General features: G+C 67.7%; 12 protein-coding genes and 1 pseudogene. 7 read left to right on the forward strand and 6 right to left on the reverse strand.

Features of this window, described 5'->3' with window-relative positions; genetic code table 11:
• Positions 1-68: 68 nt before the first annotated feature.
• Complete coding sequence (locus tag LAJ19_RS07675; protein WP_225475191.1) at positions 69-2,147, reverse strand: 3-hydroxyacyl-CoA dehydrogenase NAD-binding domain-containing protein; 2,079 nt, start codon at positions 2,145-2,147, stop codon at positions 69-71.
• A 140-nt stretch (positions 2,148-2,287) separates the two neighbouring features.
• Between LAJ19_RS07675 and LAJ19_RS07680 the strand changes: the two genes are divergently transcribed.
• Positions 2,288-3,277, forward strand: coding sequence for an NADPH:quinone oxidoreductase family protein (locus tag LAJ19_RS07680; RefSeq protein ID WP_225475192.1), 990 nt, complete (start codon positions 2,288-2,290; stop codon positions 3,275-3,277).
• Between the two features lie 129 nt (positions 3,278-3,406).
• On the opposite strand, the gene LAJ19_RS07685 is transcribed toward LAJ19_RS07680, so the two are convergent.
• Positions 3,407-3,850: a hypothetical protein gene (locus LAJ19_RS07685; RefSeq protein ID WP_225475193.1), complete on the reverse strand. Its 444-nt coding sequence runs from the start codon at positions 3,848-3,850 to the stop codon at positions 3,407-3,409.
• Positions 3,851-3,915: 65 nt separating this feature from the next.
• A pseudogene (gene purU, locus LAJ19_RS07690) lies at positions 3,916-4,802 on the reverse strand (formyltetrahydrofolate deformylase).
• A 44-nt stretch (positions 4,803-4,846) separates the two neighbouring features.
• Here purU and LAJ19_RS07695 point away from each other — a divergent pair.
• Both LAJ19_RS07695 and LAJ19_RS07700 read left to right on the forward strand, forming a co-directional pair.
• Entirely contained in the window at positions 4,847-5,938 is a 1,092-nt protein-coding gene (locus LAJ19_RS07695; RefSeq protein ID WP_225475194.1) for an aminopeptidase, read from the forward strand.
• A gap of 92 nt (positions 5,939-6,030) precedes the next feature.
• The gene (locus LAJ19_RS07700) at positions 6,031-6,414 is read left to right on the forward strand and encodes a hypothetical protein (RefSeq protein ID WP_225475195.1); all 384 of its coding nucleotides are present in this window, start codon (positions 6,031-6,033) and stop codon (positions 6,412-6,414) included.
• 149 nt (positions 6,415-6,563) lie between these two features.
• Here the strand turns inward: LAJ19_RS07700 and secA are convergent, their stop codons facing one another.
• Positions 6,564-9,173, reverse strand: a complete 2,610-nt coding sequence (secA, locus tag LAJ19_RS07705; protein ID WP_225475196.1) for a preprotein translocase subunit SecA — start codon at positions 9,171-9,173, stop codon at positions 6,564-6,566.
• A 162-nt stretch (positions 9,174-9,335) separates the two neighbouring features.
• Here secA and LAJ19_RS07710 point away from each other — a divergent pair, with 162 nt between their 5' ends.
• Entirely contained in the window at positions 9,336-9,794 is a 459-nt protein-coding gene (locus LAJ19_RS07710) for a hypothetical protein (protein WP_225475197.1), read from the forward strand.
• Between the two features lie 66 nt (positions 9,795-9,860).
• Here the strand turns inward: LAJ19_RS07710 and LAJ19_RS07715 are convergent, their stop codons facing one another.
• Both LAJ19_RS07715 and LAJ19_RS07720 read right to left on the reverse strand, forming a co-directional pair.
• Positions 9,861-11,030: an amidohydrolase family protein gene (locus LAJ19_RS07715; RefSeq protein ID WP_225475198.1), complete on the reverse strand. Its 1,170-nt coding sequence runs from the start codon at positions 11,028-11,030 to the stop codon at positions 9,861-9,863.
• Positions 11,031-11,079: 49 nt separating this feature from the next.
• Complete coding sequence (locus LAJ19_RS07720; protein ID WP_225475199.1) at positions 11,080-12,486, reverse strand: MATE family efflux transporter; 1,407 nt, start codon at positions 12,484-12,486, stop codon at positions 11,080-11,082.
• Between the two features lie 166 nt (positions 12,487-12,652).
• Between LAJ19_RS07720 and lysS the strand changes: the two genes are divergently transcribed.
• The 3 genes from lysS to rlmN all read left to right on the forward strand — a co-directional run bounded on the left by lysS (position 12,653) and on the right by rlmN (position 15,894).
• Complete coding sequence (gene lysS / locus LAJ19_RS07725) at positions 12,653-13,840, forward strand: homocitrate synthase (RefSeq protein WP_225475200.1); 1,188 nt, start codon at positions 12,653-12,655, stop codon at positions 13,838-13,840.
• 117 nt (positions 13,841-13,957) lie between these two features.
• Positions 13,958-14,791 (forward strand): PhzF family phenazine biosynthesis protein, encoded by an 834-nt coding sequence (locus tag LAJ19_RS07730; RefSeq protein WP_225475201.1) that lies wholly within the window; start codon positions 13,958-13,960, stop codon positions 14,789-14,791.
• 65 nt (positions 14,792-14,856) lie between these two features.
• The gene (gene rlmN, locus LAJ19_RS07735; protein WP_225475202.1) at positions 14,857-15,894 is read left to right on the forward strand and encodes a dual-specificity RNA methyltransferase RlmN; all 1,038 of its coding nucleotides are present in this window, start codon (positions 14,857-14,859) and stop codon (positions 15,892-15,894) included.
• The last annotated feature ends 56 nt before the right edge of the window (positions 15,895-15,950 follow it).

Genomic DNA, 15,950 nt, shown 5'->3' on the forward strand with positions numbered 1-15,950 from the left:
CTTGGCGGCGGGGGCCGCCGGGGGTGCGAACTGAGCGTGCCGGGCCGGGGTTGACCCGGCCGGCGGCGTCAGGCCTGCAGGCGACGCGCGTCGTAATCGGCGAAGGTCAGTCCCTCGTCGGCCAGGCGTTTGAGCAGCGGCGCGGGCGTCTGACCGTAGCGTTCCAGGTCGGCCACCACACTGGGCAGGCCCTGCTCGCTGGCGTACTGCATGGGGCCGCCGTGGTACGCGGGGAATCCGTACCCATAGATGTAGATCACGTCGATGTCCCCGGCACGCTGGGCGATGCCTTCTTCCAGAATTTTCGCGCCCTCGTTCACCAGGGAGGCGGTGAGGCGGCGCGTGATCTCATCCTGGGTGATTTCGCGTGGCGTGATGCCCTTCTCGGCGCGGTAGGTTTCGATGAGCCGCTGCATGTCGGCGTTCGGGCGGGGCCGGCGGTTCTCGTCGTAGTCGTAGATTCCGCCGTTCGTCTTCTGGCCCTTGCGGCCGGCTTGCACGATGCGGTCCAGCCACCCGTCCGGCTGCGGCTGGCCGCGCACCTTCGCCTGATGCTGGCGGATGGCGTACCCGATGTCCAGGCCGGCCATGTCGCTCATCTGGAAGGGGCCCATGGGGAGGCCCAGGGCGTTCATGGCGGCGTCCACGTCCTCGGGCCGGGCGCCTTCCTCCACGATCCGGCGGGCCTCGTCACCGTACCGGTGCACCATGCGGTTGCCGACGAAACCGTCACAGACGCCGACCACCACGCCCACCTTCCTGATCCGCCTGGCGAGCGCCATGCTGGTCGCCAGCACCGTGTCACTGGTCTTGGCGGCCCGGACGATTTCCAGCAGCTTCATGACGTTGGCGGGGCTGAAGAAGTGCAGTCCGATGACACTCTCAGGGCGCCCCGTGACGCTGGCGATCTCGTTCACGTCCAGGGTGCTGGTGTTCGAGGCGAGAATGGCGCCGTCCTTGGCGATGGCGTCCAGGCGCGTGAAGATGTCCTTCTTCACGTCCATATTCTCGAACACTGCCTCGATGATGATGTCGGCGTCCCGGAGGTCGTGCATGTCCAGGGTGGGCGTCAGGAGTCCCATGCGGGTCTCGACATCCTCCATGCTCATGCGCCCCTTTTTCGCGCTGTTCTCGTAGTTGCGGCGGATCACCGCCAGACCGCGGTCCAGGGCGTCCTGGGCGGTTTCCACGATCGTGACGGGAATACCGACGTTCAGGAAGTTCATGGCGATGCCGCCGCCCATGGTGCCCGCCCCGATGATGCCTGCCGAGCGGATCTCGGTGGTGGGGGTGTCCCTGCTCAGGCCCGCGATCTTGGCGCTCTCGCGTTCAGCGAAGAAGATGTGCCGCAGACCACGCGACTGCGGCGAGTCCTTGGCCTGCATGAACTTCGTCGCTTCGGCTGTCCAGCCGTCCTGGAACGGCGCGGTGGCCGCCATCTCGGCCAGATCAATGATGAGAGCCGGGGACAGCTGGCCCCGGTGGGTTTTCTGAATGGCCTGCCGGGCAGCCGTGAACACCTCAGGGCTGCCGTCGGTGACGCTGCGATCACTGATGCGCGGCAGAGGCCGGGTGCCGGCCACCTCGCGCGCGAACGTCACGGCGCCCTCCAGCAGGGGGCCGTCCACGAGGCGGTCGATCAGGCCCAGCTGCGCGCCCTCCGCTGCGCCGATGGGCGTGCCGCTGAGCATCATGTCCAGCGCCTTGCGGGCACCCACTACGCGCGGCAGGCGCTGCGTGCCGCCCGCGCCGGGCAGGACGCCCAGTTTCACCTCGGGCAGGCCCAGCTGCGCGGCCGGGACGGCCACGCGGTACGCGCAGGCCAGGGCGAGTTCCAGACCGCCGCCCAGCGCGGTGCCGTGAATGGCCGCCACGGTGGGTTTCGGGAAGGCGTCGAGCTTCTCGATGGTGCCGCGCAGGTCGGGCGCCTGCTCGCGGGGCAGGTTGAACGTGCGGATGTCGGCCCCGGCAATGAAGGTCCGGCCTCCGCCGATGATCACGACGGCCCGCACGGTGTTGTCGGCGGCCGCGGCGTCCAGGCCGGCCTTCAGGCCCTCGGGGACGCCGGGGGAGAATGCGTTCACGGGCGGGTTGTTGATGGTCAGGACGAGAACGTCATCATGGCGGGACTGTTCGACGATGCTCATAGGGGCCTCCTCTGTCAGGCGGGTTGAATTGCGTTTGCGGCCCCCAGCTTTCCACGAAAGCCCGGGGGGGTCAAACACGTTCACGTTCAAGATGTACGTTGACGTTCACTTTCTGAGGAACACAGGGTATGCTGCCCGGCATGACCGACACCATGAAGGCCATCCGCGTGGACCGACTCGGCCCGCCCGACGTGATGCAGCTCCAGGACGTGGCCGTACCGAGCCCGGGTCCCGGTGAGGTCCGCATCGAGGTTGAAGCGGTGGGCATCAACTTCGCGGACGCCCTGGCGGTCGCCGGAGAGTACCTGACCCGCACCCGCGTGCCCTACACACCCGGCATGGAATTCGCCGGTATCGTGGACGCCCTGGGCGAAGGCGTAAGCGGCGTGCAGGTTGGGCAGCGCGTTGCGGCGCTCGGGGGCAGCGGCGCCCTGGCCCGCTACGCCACCGTGAATGCCGCGGGCCTGGTTCCCGTGCCGCAGACCCTCACAGGCGCGCAGGCCGCGGCCTTTCCGGTGTCTTACTTCACGGCGTACCACGCCCTGCAGACCCTGGGGCGCGGCGAGAGCGGCGAATGGGTCCTCGTGCAGGCTGCCGCCGGCGCACTGGGCACCGCGAGCATCCAGCTTGCCAGCGCGCTCGGCCTGAACGTGATTGCTCTGGCCAGCACGGAGGAGAAACTGGACATCGCCCGACGCCTGGGCGCGGACGTGACGCTGCTGCAGGACGATCCGGACCGCGTGAAGAAAGTCCGTGACGCCGCCGGCGGCCGGGGCGTCCCCCTGATTCTGGAGGTTGTGGGCGGCAAACGGTTCCAGGAGAGTCTGGAGATGGCCGCCAGCCGGGGCCGGATCATTGTTATCGGGAACGCCAGCCGTGAGCAGGCGAACCTGCGCCCGGTGGAACTCATGAAACGGAACCTGACGGTCACGGGCCTGTGGCTCACCAGCCTGATGACAGACGCGACCGTCACCGCCGAAGCTGCGCGCGTGCTGGGCGAGCTGGTGGCCAGCGGCCGGGTCGTTCCACAGGTGGGGCCCACCTACGCCCTCGCCCAGAGCGTTCAGGCGTTCGAGGATCTGCTGAACAGGCGCACGACCGGCAAGGTCATTATCGAACCTGGCCGCTGAAGCTCAGGCGTGCAGGGGGGGGTCAGGGGCAGATGCCTGGACGCCCCCTGCATCTGCGGGCAGCAAGCCCACTGACCTCAGAACGAAAGCCCAGGTGCAGGTGAACGACCCGGGTTTCCTCCGTGGGGCCTACTGAGTGAAGACGCGCAGCAGCGGCCGCCACCACGGAATGGCGAGCAGAATCACGACAAGTGACAGGGCCGTCCAGAGGGTTGCGGCGCGGAATTTCGCGGGGTCGGTGGGTGCCTTCCGGCTCTGAACGCTCGCAAGAGTGCCGAAGACGGCGGCGAGAGCCCCCAGCCCCAGGTGTTCCCACTGGAAGCTGCTGCGGGGTGCGCCCGCGAACAGGGGAATGTTCTGCATGCCCATGAACGCGAACAGCAGCAGGCCCAGGACCACCTGCAGGTGCAGTGTGCCCATGAACATCGCCACAGGGCGGCGGTCGGCGGGCGTGAAGGTCCGGCCGCCCGAGGCGCCTGGAATGGTGCGGACCAGGGCCCAGACTCCCGCGAGGAGAATCAGCCACCGGTTGAGGTTGTGAAAGGTGAGCAGGGTGAGGTACAGGGTCGCCATACGGCCCAGCCTACCCCTGACCGATCGGTCAGCTCAAGCGTTGCCCACCCCGCCCGGCTGACCGCTCAGAACACCACGGTCTTGTTGCCGTACACCAGCACGCGGTCCTCCACATGGGCCTTCACGGCGCGCGCCAGCACCTGACGTTCCACATCCCGCCCCAGCCTCATCAGCGAGTCCGGCGTCTCACGGTGGGTGACTGGAATCACGTCCTGCGCGATGATCGGACCGGCGTCGAGTTCCTCCGTGACGTAATGACTGGTCGCCCCGATCAGCTTGACCCCCCGGTTAAACGCCGCGCGGTAGGGATTGGCCCCCACAAAGGCCGGCAGGAACGAATGATGAATGTTAATCACTGGCCGCCCGAACGACCGCAGGAACTCGCCGCTCAGAATCTGCATGTACCGGGCCAGCACCGCGAACTCCACGTTCGCCTCCAGCATCAGACGCACCTGCTCCGCCTCCGCCTCCGCCTTGTTCTCCCGCGTGACCGGCACCACGTGGTACGGAATCCCGAACATCTCCGCGTCCCGCCGCAGGTCCTCATGGTTGCTGATGATCAGCGGGATCTCCACACCAAGTTCACCGCGCCGCTTGCGCCACAGCAGATCCAGGAAACAGTGGTCGTACCGGCTGACCAGCAGCGCCATCCGTTTAGGCTGCGTGGTGTAGCTCACGCGCCACGCCATGCCAAACGGACCGGCCACCACGTTCCCGAACGCCCGCTCGAACTGATCGCGCGCCAGATCCAGGCCCGCCAGGTGAAACTCCATCCGCATGAAGAACGTTCCGCCCGAAGGGTCCGTGCTGTGCTGATCACTGTGAATGATGTTCGCGCCGTGATTGTGCAGAAACTGCGACACTGCCGCCACGATCCCCCCCGGTCCGGGCAGGTGATCGTGAGCACAGCGGTGTTCAGGGGGTCAAGCGCGGCAGGGACAGGCACCGTCATATCCGGCGAGAATACCGCCCCTGCCCGGTGCTACGCTCGCGGACGTGCAGACGAACTCCCTGATTCCCTACGCCCCGGACCTCCACGCGGCCCTGCTGGCCGATTACTGCCTGGGTGCCGCGCCCGGCGAGCGGCTCCTCGTGGCTGGCGGACAGAGTGCGGCGCCCCTCATCCGCGAGGTGACCCGTGCCCTGCTCACCCGCGGCGCCCGGCCCACCGTGCGCATGGAGTACCCCGGGCAACTCGACGACTTTGCGGCGCTGGCAAGTGACGCCGTTCTGGACGCCATTCATCCCGCCGATCTTGCAGACGTGGAAGCCCTGGACGGCAGCCTGCGCATCCTTACGCCGGAAGTCCCGCAGGGCGCAGACGCCGCCCGGCGCGCCCGGATGCTGGCCGCGCAGGCGCCGATTGCCGCTGCGCGCGCCCGGAAAAAATGGAGCCTGACCCTCTACCCCACCGTGCACGCCGCCGCGCAGGCCGGCATGACCCAGGCGCAGTTCGAGGATTTCGTGATGCGCGCCATGTTCCTGGACCGCGCCGACCCGGTGGCCGCGTGGGGTGAGGTGCGCGCCACGCAGGCCCGCCTGATCGAACGTCTGACCCGGGCGGACGTGGTCCGCATCGAGGCGCCCGGCACGGACCTGACCCTGCGTGTGGGCGGCCGCACCTGGGCGAACAGCGACGGAAAACGCAACATGCCCAGTGGCGAGGTCTTCACCGGCCCCCTGGAGGACAGCGCCAGCGGCACCGTGACGTTCACCGTTCCGGCCGAGTACCAGGGCCAGATGGTGCGCGGCGCCCGCCTGGAATTCCGGAACGGCGCGGTCGTGAACGCCAGCGCAGACGAAGGCGAAAGCGCCCTGCAGGCGGCGCTGAACACCGACCCCGGCGCGCGGCGCCTCGGGGAACTGGGCATCGGCACGAACGGGGGGATTCAGGTGCCCACCGGCAACATCCTCTTTGACGAGAAGATCGGCGGGACCGTGCACCTCGCCATCGGCAAAAGCTACCCTGAGACCGGCGGCGTGAACGCCAGCGCAGTGCACTGGGACCTGATCACCGACCTGCGCCAGGGCGGCCGCCTCAGCCTGGACGGTGAGGTTGTGCAGGAGAACGGTCAGTTCCTCATCTGAACGGCCCCCTGTCCGCAGGGGCCCTCACCCTGACGGTGAGGTTTGGTTCATGCTTCCCGCCGTGCCGGTTCCGGGAAGGTACCCTCAGCGGTATGTACCCCGTCTTCTACCGGATCTCCAGCACCACCGTCCCGAAGGCCGGGGTGATCGACGTGCCCTGCTATGAAGCCCAGTCCTTCAATGGAAAGACGGCCGTGCTGCAGCCCAAGGGCACCGTGGTGAACTTCGACTTCGCCAGCCTCACGGAGCAGGATTTTGCGCTGGCGACGGGTGAGCGTGGGCAGGAATGGACCATTCAGGCCATTATTGCCGTGGACGCAGACTGGCTGGTCGAGGTCATGGACGCCACCTCGTCGGGCCCCGTCCCCAGAACGCTGGGCGCCGAGGTGGACGACGTCTGGTACTTCATGGCCCCCATGAACACCGTGCCGTCGACCGTTGGAGAGAACTACGTGGTGGTGGGTCTGTACCGTTAGGGCCCTGCCCGCCTGAGGGCACTGGCGACCTCGCCCGTATTGGGCCGGGAGGCGCGCGACTCCCGAACGAGGCTCAAGGAATGCCGGTGTAAATCACCAGCGAACAGGCGCGTACCCACTCCGGGAACGCGCCTGTGATTTCGGTCCGCTCAGGCCGTCTGGCCGAACTGCATCCGGAAGATAAACTTGGTGACGTCCGCTTTGAGGTTGTCGATCATTTCGTTGAACATGTTCGTGGCCTCGAACTTGTACTCGGTGAACGGATCACGCTGTCCGTAGCCGCGCAGGCCGATCCCCTGCCGCAGGACGTCCATGGAGTGCAGATGCTCCTTCCAGTGCTGGTCGACGACCTGGAGCAGCACGTAGCGGGAGAGGCTGTTGAGCATGGTGGGGCTCAGTTCATCGCGGCGTGCATCGAAGGCGTCGGCCACGGCGGCCAGCAGGGTGTCCTGCGCTGCGGCGGGGCTCAGGGTGCGCAGCGCCTCGAAGTCGAAGCTTTCAAGCGGCGGCACGGCGTCGGTGATGGCGGCGCGCAGGCCCTCGATATCCCACGTTTCGTGAGGCTGGTCGACGGGGAGGTAAGTGGCAAGCTGGGCGTCCACAAAGTCGGCAATCATGCCTTCGGTGCTTTCCTCGACGTCCTGGTCCGGCCCGAGCAGCACTTCGCGGCGCTGGGCGTAGATGGTGTCACGCTGCTTGCTCATGACGTTGTCGAACTCCAGCAGCTGTTTACGGGTGCTGAAGTTGCGGTCCTCCACGCGCGCCTGGGCTTTCTCGATGGCGCCGGTGACCATCTTCGCTTCGATGGGCTGGGTGTCGTCCATGCCGAGGCGGTCCATCATGGCAACCACGCGGTCGTTGGCGAACAGGCGCAGCAGGTCGTCTTCGAAGGACACGTAGAAGCGGCTGCTGCCGGGGTCGCCCTGGCGGCCGGCGCGGCCGCGCAGCTGGTTGTCGATGCGGCGGGATTCGTGGCGTTCGGTGCCGATGATGTGCAGCCCGCCGAGTTCCTTGACCCGGGCGCGGTCGGCGAGGATGTCCGCCTGAAGTTGCAGGGCCTGCTGCGCGAAGGCCTCGGTCATGCCGGGGATGAGCATGCCGGTCTGCGCGGCGCTTGCATCCTGACGGCTGACGGCCTTGATGAAGTCCTCCGCTTCGGGGGCGAAGCGGCTGATGCCGAAGTTCTGCTCGATGGCTTCCCCGAGAATAAATTCAGCGTTCCCGCCGAGCATGATGTCCGTGCCGCGGCCGGCCATGTTGGTGGCGATCGTGACGGTGCCGGACCGGCCGGCCTGCGCGACGATGCTGGCTTCCTGCGCTTCGAACTTGGCGTTCAGGACGCTGTGCTGAATGCCGGCCTGCGTGAGCAGGTCGCTGAGCTGCTCACTGGTGACGATGCTGGCCGTGCCGATCAGGACAGGGCGGCCGGTGGCGTGCATCTCGCGCACTTCCTCCACGACGGCGTTGTACTTGCCGTTGCGGGTGCGGTACACGAGGTCCTCGGCGTCCTTGCGCAGGATGGGCTTGTTGGTGGGAATCACGAGCACGTCACTGCCGTAGATGTCGAGGAATTCCTTCTCCTCGGTCTTGGCGGTGCCGGTCATGCCGGCGAACTTGTTGTACAGGCGGAAGAAGTTCTGGTAGGTGATCGTGGCGAGCGTCTGGTTCTCGTTTTCGATCTTCACGCCTTCTTTCGCCTCGATGGCCTGGTGCAGGCCTTCGCCGTAGCGGCGGCCGGGCATGGAGCGGCCGGTGAACTCGTCGATGATCACCACTTCGCCCTCGGCATTCACGATGTAGTCCTTCTCGCGCTGGTACAACTCGCGGGCGCGGATGGCCTGGGTGATCATGTGGGCCTTGTCCATGTTCTCGGGGCTGTACAGGTCGCTGAGGGACAGCAGGCGTTCGATCTTGCTGATGCCGCCTTCGGTGAGGTGCACCTGCTTGCCCTTCTCGTCGATGGTGTAATCGCCGGTGGGTTCGGTGCGGACGCCCGGTTCGGCCGGTTCGCCTTTCTGAAGGCGCCGGATGAGTTTGGCGTACACGTAGTACAGGTCGGTGGCCTTCTCGGCGGCGCCGCTGATGATCAGTGGCGTGCGGGCCTCGTCGATGAGGATCGAGTCGACCTCGTCGACGATGGCGTAGTTCAGCGGGTGATCGGCGCGCAGGGAGAGCGCCTCGCGGCTCTGCGCCATGTTGTCGCGGAGGTAATCGAAGCCAAGTTCGCTGTTGGTGACGTACGTGATGTCGCAGGCGTACGCGGCCTGCTTCTGGTGGGGTTGCAGTTCGCGGCTGGCGAGGCCGACGGTGAGCCCCAGGGTGCGGTACAGCAGCCCCATCTCCTCCATGCCGACGCGGGCGAGGTAGTCGTTGACCGTGACGAGGTGACAGCCGCGCGCCTGAAGGGCGTTGAGGGCAAGGGCGAGCGTGGCCACGAGGGTCTTGCCCTCACCGGTGCGCATTTCGGCGATGCGGCCCTTGTGCAGGGCGTACCCGCCGATCAGCTGAACGTCGTAGTGGCGTTTCCCGATGGAGCGGCGGCCTGCTTCGCGGATGAGAGCGAAGGCGGGCACGATGACGTCGTCGAGGGACTCGCCGCCCTCCGTGACGCGGCGGCGAAGCTCCATGAAAGCGGCGGCGAGGTCCTCGACCTGCTTGGTTTCTTCTTCCAGCGCGTTGACGGGCTGCACAATCGTTTTGATGATGTGCGCCACGTCGCGCTGGTTGTTATCGAACATTTTGTTCAGGACACGGAACATGACAAGCGAGTATAACGCGCGGCGCGGCGCGGCATCGGCGTGATTTCAGTGAGGCGCGCATAAGCAACTTGAGTGATCGCGGCTCAGGGAGCATGAACGCGCGCTCCAGGGCAGGTGAAGGACGACTGCAGGGCGCTCATGCGCGGCCCTTATCCTGCCCGCATGAACCTGAAAGTGCTGCCCGCCCTGCTCCTGCTGCCCCTGCTGGGGGCCTGCGGGCCCGTTGCGTCCCTGCTGGCGAACGCAGAAAGTGACGGCCCCGCCCCCCGGCGCGCCGGCCCGCTTACGGTCGGGCAGACCTGGACGGTGAGCGGCCCTATCGACGGACGCACCGTGACAACCACCGTGAACATTCCGGATCTTTTCGACGTGCCCGACGGTAACGCCAGCGTGAACGGCCGCGACCAGGCGGACGCCTTCTCCAGCGGCCGCGCGGGTTTCACGGTCGCGACCTTTGACCCGTCGCGCCGCACGCTGCGGTTCGACTGGATCGCCGAGAACGGCGGGGTGTACTCCTGCCAGATCGAGACGCTGCTGTCCATGCCGTACAACGGCCGCCTGACCCTGAGAAGTGCCGGGACCACAGCCATGGGCACCTGCACCGCCACGACGAGTTCCTAAGCTGTCAGGGTCCAGGGTCGCCGCGCATTCTCACTGCGCGGCGACCCTCCGTGGGGCACAACACCGTTACCAGAGGTAGGTGTCACTCCAGGCCTCACCCCGCCGGATGAAGGGCGCGCGGGTGCCCAGCACGCGGTGGCCGCCTTTTACGGCCGCGCGCACCACCACACGTGGATCCAGGCGCTCATGAACGGTGCGGGCGAAGGCCACCTCGTCGCGCACGTCCAGACTTCCGCCGCTGGCCACCGAGTCGGTGCCCACCGCGACCTCCACGCCGGCCGCCGCGAAAGCGGCCCAGGGAAACACGCCGCACTCCAGGTGATGGTTGCTGCGGGGGCAGGTCACGACTGCACTCCCGGCGCGGGCCACGCGGGCGATGTCATTACGGGTGACGTTCACCACGTGCACCAGCGTGGGGGCGCCGCGCAGGGCGCCCAGGTCGTCGAGGTAGCGCACCGGGGTCAGCTCGGGCTCTGGTGGCCGGCCGATCACGGACTCGAAGGTGGCCGGGTAGTAGACGGGCAGACGGTGCGTCCAGAGTGGCCCGCCGCCGGTGGCGAACAGTTCGAGTTCGGCGGGATGTTCGGCCACATGAATCTGCACCGGGAGGCCCTCACCGGCGGCGTACTCGGTGAGCAGGCGCATCAGGCGGTGACTGACGGTGTACGGCGTGTGCGGGGAGAGGCCCACACGTGGCCCACCGGGGCGCTCCAGCGTGCGCCAGCGGTCGAGCCGCTCGCGCACGAGCCGGAAGGTTTCGTCGGCGCGTTCAGGCAGGGCGCCGAGCGCCTCGTAGTACAGAACACCCTGCAGGTCCTCGCGGGCCAGCAGGGTGTCCATGACGTCCGGGGTGTGCATGTACACGATGTCGCCCACGCCGCCCGCCCCCAGCGCGGCGAGCGTCTGTGCCCCTGCCTGCGCCGCGGGGGCGCCGCGCCGGTCGCGCTGCGCGATCACGACTTCCGGCAGCCAGCGGAAGTAAGGCAGGGCCTGGAATTCGTAGGTGCTCATGTCCAGGTGCGTATGGGCGTTCACGGGGGGCGGAGCGATCACGGCGTGATGCCCGGCGTGGGTGGCGTGCGGGTACGCGGCGCGCAGCGCGTCCGGGTGCCCGGTGGCGGCCACGGTGCGGCCGACCACGACCACCGCGCCGGGACTCTGCGCGCCGCCCATACCGGTGTACAGCACGTCGCAGGTCAGGAGGCGCGGGGCGTGCGGGTCTGCGGGCGTGGTCATGCGCGCCATGGTACGCCCGCCGTGGAACCGGGGGCGTCCGGGTGGCCGCTCAGTGGGTGACCTGCGGCGTCTGCCCGGCCTGCTCCTGGGCGAGGCGCTCCCAGTTGATGCGGCGGCGGCGCCACTCGAAGATCATGACCTTGGCGATCTCCTCGGCGCTGCGGGCCAGGAACACCCCCCACACACCCAGCGGGGAGTACAGGCCCAGCCCGATGGCCAGGGGAAGGCCCACCACGAAGGCGCCCACGACGTCCCCGAGAATGACGCCCTTGCCGTCGGCGGCGCCGGGCAGCACCCCGCCGCCGATGATCATGTTGCGGACCTTCACGACCTGGGTGACCGCGCTGATCAGGATGCCAATCAGCGCGATGTGGTGCACGTCGCTGCCCACACGGGGGAACAGACCGGGCACCAGGAAGGCGCTGGCCGCGAACAGCAGGCCGAAGCCCACGCCGGTGACGAGGCCGGTGCGGCTGATGCGGGCAAGCCACAGGCGCGCGCTGTTCGGGTCGCCAGCGCCCAGTGCCCGGCCGATGAACACGGTGGCGGCACTCATCAGACCGAAGGAGCCGACGATGAAGATCCCTTCGAGCGTTCCGACGATCTGACTGGCGGCGAGCGCGGCGGTCCCGACGCGGGCGTACACGGTGGCGTACAGGAAGCCGCCCAGACTCCAGGCAAATTCGGTGAAAGCAATGGGCGCGCTGATGCTCAGGAGGGGGCCGGCAATCGCGCGCCAGCTGTCGCGGGCCGGGAGGGCCAGGGCGGCGAGGTGACGCGGCCCGTAGATCTGCGCGGCCAGCAGCGTGAGTTTCAGCAGGTTGGCGATCACCAGGGCCCACGCGGCGCCCACCACGCCCATCTGCGGGAGTGGACCGACCCCGAAGACCAGGCCGTACGCGGTGAGACTTTCGACGATCACGGTAATGACCGTGGCGACCAGGGGCGTGCGGGCGTGCCCGAGGGAACGCAGGGCGCCGCTGAGCATCCAGGCGAGGGTGCCAGGGATCAGGGCAAGCATGCTGACCTGCATGTAGGGAATCGCAGCGAGGGTGACGCGGGGTTCACCGCCCGCGAGGCGCAGCAGTGAGCTGGCGCCCAGAACGATGGGGAGGGTCAGGACGGCGGCGAGCAGCAGGCTGGTCAGGAGGCTGGTGGTGAGGGTCTGGTTCACGCCGGCGCGGTCGCCGGCACCGTGGCGCCGGGCGACGAGGATGCTGGTGCCGCTGCCGAGGGCGCCCAGGGTGATGAAGAACAGGAAGCCGAGGCTGCCGCTGAGTCCGACTGCGGCGACCGCGACGGCGCCCAGGGTGCCCACGATAATCTGGTTGACGAAGGTCAGGACCAGCTGAATCACCATTTCGAGACTGACGGGCACCGCGATGGCGGCGATTTCACGGGCCGGGCTCTTGATCGATTCAGATGGAGGCGGGGAAGAGGCGTGCACGGCAGACATGACCCCCACCCTACACCCGGGCGGTCAGGGCAACATCGGCCATCTGGCCCAGCCGTCAGAGCGGGCAGACCATAGGCAGCTGATGTTTTCATTTGGCACCTATTTTTCATTTTTTCTTGACATCTATCAAGCAGCGCGCCAGAATGCCGCACAAGAGGCAGCCTTCATGACCCAGGACCCCAGCGTGACCCCCGACCAGACCGCCCCCCTGATCCCCGCAACAGCGTGGGCGATCATCGACTCCACCCTGCGGGAGGGCGAACAGTTCGCACGCGGGAACTTCAAAACGGACGACAAGATTGAAATCGCCCGGGCCCTCGACGCGTTCGGCGCCGAGTTCATTGAGGTGACCACCCCGATGGTCAGCGCCCAGACGCACGCCGACATCCGCCGGCTCACCGGACTGGGCCTGAAGGCCAAGTTCCTCACGCACGTCCGCTGCCACATGGACGACGTGCAGCGCGCCGTGGACACCGGCGTGGACGGCCTGGACCTGCTGTTCGGCACCAGCTCGTTCCTGCGCGAGTTCAGCCACGGCAAGAACATCGGGCAGATCATCGAGGCGGCGCAGGAGGTGATCAGCTGGATCAAGACCCACCATCCGGACCTGCAGATCCGCTTCAGCGCCGAGGACACCTTCCGTTCGGAGGAAGCCGACCTGATGGCCGTGTACCGCGCCGTGTCGGACCTGGGCGTTCACCGCGTCGGACTGGCGGACACGGTGGGGGTCGCCACGCCGCGGCAGGTGTACACCCTCGTGCGTGAGGTCCGCAAGGTCATTCACGCCGAATGCGGCATTGAATTTCACGGGCACAACGACACCGGCTGCGCGGTCAGCAACGCCTACGAGGCGGTGGAGGCCGGCGCCACGCACATCGACACCACCATCCTCGGAATCGGGGAGCGCAACGGCATCACGCCTCTGGGCGGGTTCCTGGCACGCATGTTCACGTTCGACCCACAGGGCCTGATCGACAAATACAACCTGGACCTGCTGCCCGAACTGGACGCCATGATCGCCCGCATGGTGGGACTGCCCATTCCGTGGAACAACTACCTGACCGGCGAATTCGCGTACAACCACAAGGCCGGCATGCACCTGAAGGCCATCTACCTGAACCCCGGGGCCTACGAGGCCATCCCACCCGGCGTGTTCGGCGTGGGCCGCCGCATTCAGGCGGCGAGCAAGGTGACCGGCAAGCACGCCATTGCGTACAAAGCCCGCGAACTGGGGCTGCATTACGGGGAGGACGCCCTGCGGCGCGTCACTGATCACATCAAGGCCCTCGCCGAGCACGGCGAGCTGGACGACGCGCACCTCGAGCAGCTGCTCCGGGAGTGGGTCAGTGCCTGACGCCGGAACCAGCACCGCCCTGACCCTGCGCGGCACGCACCGGACCACTTCAGGGGGTGAGGTGCCCTGTGCGGACCACCACATGATCTGCTCCTGCCGGTCCCGGAAAATGACCCCATGACTCCTCCCGATGCGGCCACCCGGACCCTGCCCCTCCGCTACCGGGCCTTTGCAGACCGGGGGGCCGGTGGCAAACCCGTGACCGTGTTCCTGAATCCCGGCGACGAGCAGGACCGCGCCAGGCAGGCCGGAACGCCTCTGAGCGTGTTCGTGCAGGCCAGCGACCCGGCCAGCGTGACCCTGAGGGTCTTCACGCCGCACGGCGAGAAAGGCAGCAGTGACAGCGCCGCCATTGCCGCCCTCAGCGCCCTGCAGGAAACGGGCCTCCTGCTGGACGTGGTTGAGGTCACCCAGGGTGACCCGCAGACCGGCGCAGAAGTGCAACCGGCGCAGCTGTGCGGCGGAGAGTGGCTGCTGCGTCAGGGCCTGGTGACCGTGCAGGCCGTCCACGCGGACCTCTCCCCTCTCGGCCTGACCTCCGGAACGGCCTGGGTGGCCGCCACGAACCGCACGAACCTCGTGGCGGAAGTTGCCGACCTGCCCGCCCTGGACGCCTTCACCCCGGATGACGCGGCCATCAGCGCCGTGAACCGGGCCACCGGCACGACCGGCCTGATCCTGTTCACCCCGGGCGGCCCGGCCCGCGCGGAGGTCAGCTTCCGCGCCTTCGGACCCCTGAAAGGCTTCTCGGAAGACGCCGCGAGCAGCAACATGCTCGCCTGCCTGACCGGCGTGCTTGACCACCTCAACCACCTGCCGGAGGGCGCCACCCTGATCCGCGCCGCCCAGCGCCGCCCCGGACAGCCCGCCCGCCTGAGCGCCCAGTACGCCCGCACGACCGGCGGCACAGACGTCTGGGTGGGTGGCCCCGCCACACCCGACACCCCCTGAGGGCCGCGCCGTCAGAAGGCGACAGCCTCACGGAAGACGCCGGCGGCGGCCCGTAGACTGACGTCATGGAGCTTCTACTCGACCTTCACCCAGACGCCTATCCGCTTGACGGGTTCCGGCGCCGTCAGCTGCTTGAATGGGTGTTCGAACAGGGCGTCGGTACCTTCGACGCCATGACCAACCTGCCTGCCGCCACCCGGCAGGACCTCACCGCGCGCTACACCCTGAACCCGTTCAGACTCATCGAGACCGTGCGCAGCTCCGACGGCAGCGTGAAGTACCTGTTCACCCTGCACGACGGCCGGCAGATGGAAGCGGTCTACATGCCGTACCTGGACCGCAAGACCATCTGCGTGTCCACCATGGTCGGGTGCCCGGCCCGCTGCGCGTTCTGCGCCACCGGAGCCATGGGCTTCGGCCGGAACCTCACGCCCGGCGAGATTGTCGGGCAGGTGCTGGCCGTGGCCGGCGGCGAGGGCGTCGCCCCGCGCGAGATCCGCAACCTGGTGTTCATGGGCATGGGCGAAGCCATGCTGAACTATGACCACACCATGCTGGCCGCCCGCATCCTGCTGCACCCGCAGGCCCTCGGCATGAGCAAACGCCGCGTGACGCTCTCCACGGTGGGCATTGCCAAGGGCATCCGCCGCCTGGCGGCCGAGGACGACCTGGGCATCAAGCTGGCCATCAGCCTGCACGCCCCCGATGAGGACACCCGCCGGAAGATCATCCCGACCGGCAACGTCAATTCGATCGAGGAAATCATGGCGGCCGCCCGCGAGTACCAGGAGGTGACCGGCCGGCGCATCACCATGGAGTACACGATGCTGCGCGACATCAACGATCACCTGTGGCAGGCGGAACTGCTTGCCGAACTGCTGCGCGGCCTGGTCAGCCACGTGAACCTGATTCCCATGAATGCCTGGACCGGCTCAGGGTTTGAAAGCAGCACCGAGGAGCAGATCCAGGCGTTCTACGACCTGCTGGAAACGCGGGGCGTCGACGTGAGCGTCCGGCGGTCCCGCGGCCGGGACGCAGGGGCCGCGTGCGGCCAGCTGGCCCTGAAACGCCCCGGCGCCACCACCGGCGTGGCCCCTGCCTGAGCCTCCGACAGATGAGTAAGGGTTACGAGAGAGCTAAATGCTAGGCTACAGACGTT

It is taken from the genome of Deinococcus taeanensis (genome assembly GCF_020229735.1).
GTDB lineage: Bacteria > Deinococcota > Deinococci > Deinococcales > Deinococcaceae > Deinococcus > Deinococcus taeanensis.

Bases quoted from the DNA above. Each gene is read 5' to 3' on its own strand.
- secA (WP_225475196.1), bottom strand. From the start codon at position 9,173: ATGTTCCGTGTCCTGAACAAAATGTTCGATAACAACCAGCGCGACGTG.
- rlmN (WP_225475202.1), top strand. From the start codon at position 14,857: ATGGAGCTTCTACTCGACCTTCACCCAGACGCCTATCCGCTTGACGGG.
- lysS (WP_225475200.1), top strand. From the start codon at position 12,653: ATGACCCAGGACCCCAGCGTGACCCCCGACCAGACCGCCCCCCTGATC.
- LAJ19_RS07700 (WP_225475195.1), top strand. From the start codon at position 6,031: ATGTACCCCGTCTTCTACCGGATCTCCAGCACCACCGTCCCGAAGGCC.
- LAJ19_RS07710 (WP_225475197.1), top strand. From the start codon at position 9,336: ATGAACCTGAAAGTGCTGCCCGCCCTGCTCCTGCTGCCCCTGCTGGGG.
- LAJ19_RS07720 (WP_225475199.1), bottom strand. From the start codon at position 12,486: ATGTCTGCCGTGCACGCCTCTTCCCCGCCTCCATCTGAATCGATCAAG.
- LAJ19_RS07730 (WP_225475201.1), top strand. From the start codon at position 13,958: ATGACTCCTCCCGATGCGGCCACCCGGACCCTGCCCCTCCGCTACCGG.
- LAJ19_RS07685 (WP_225475193.1), bottom strand. From the start codon at position 3,850: ATGGCGACCCTGTACCTCACCCTGCTCACCTTTCACAACCTCAACCGG.
- LAJ19_RS07680 (WP_225475192.1), top strand. From the start codon at position 2,288: ATGACCGACACCATGAAGGCCATCCGCGTGGACCGACTCGGCCCGCCC.
- LAJ19_RS07675 (WP_225475191.1), bottom strand. From the start codon at position 2,147: ATGAGCATCGTCGAACAGTCCCGCCATGATGACGTTCTCGTCCTGACC.
- LAJ19_RS07715 (WP_225475198.1), bottom strand. From the start codon at position 11,030: ATGACCACGCCCGCAGACCCGCACGCCCCGCGCCTCCTGACCTGCGAC.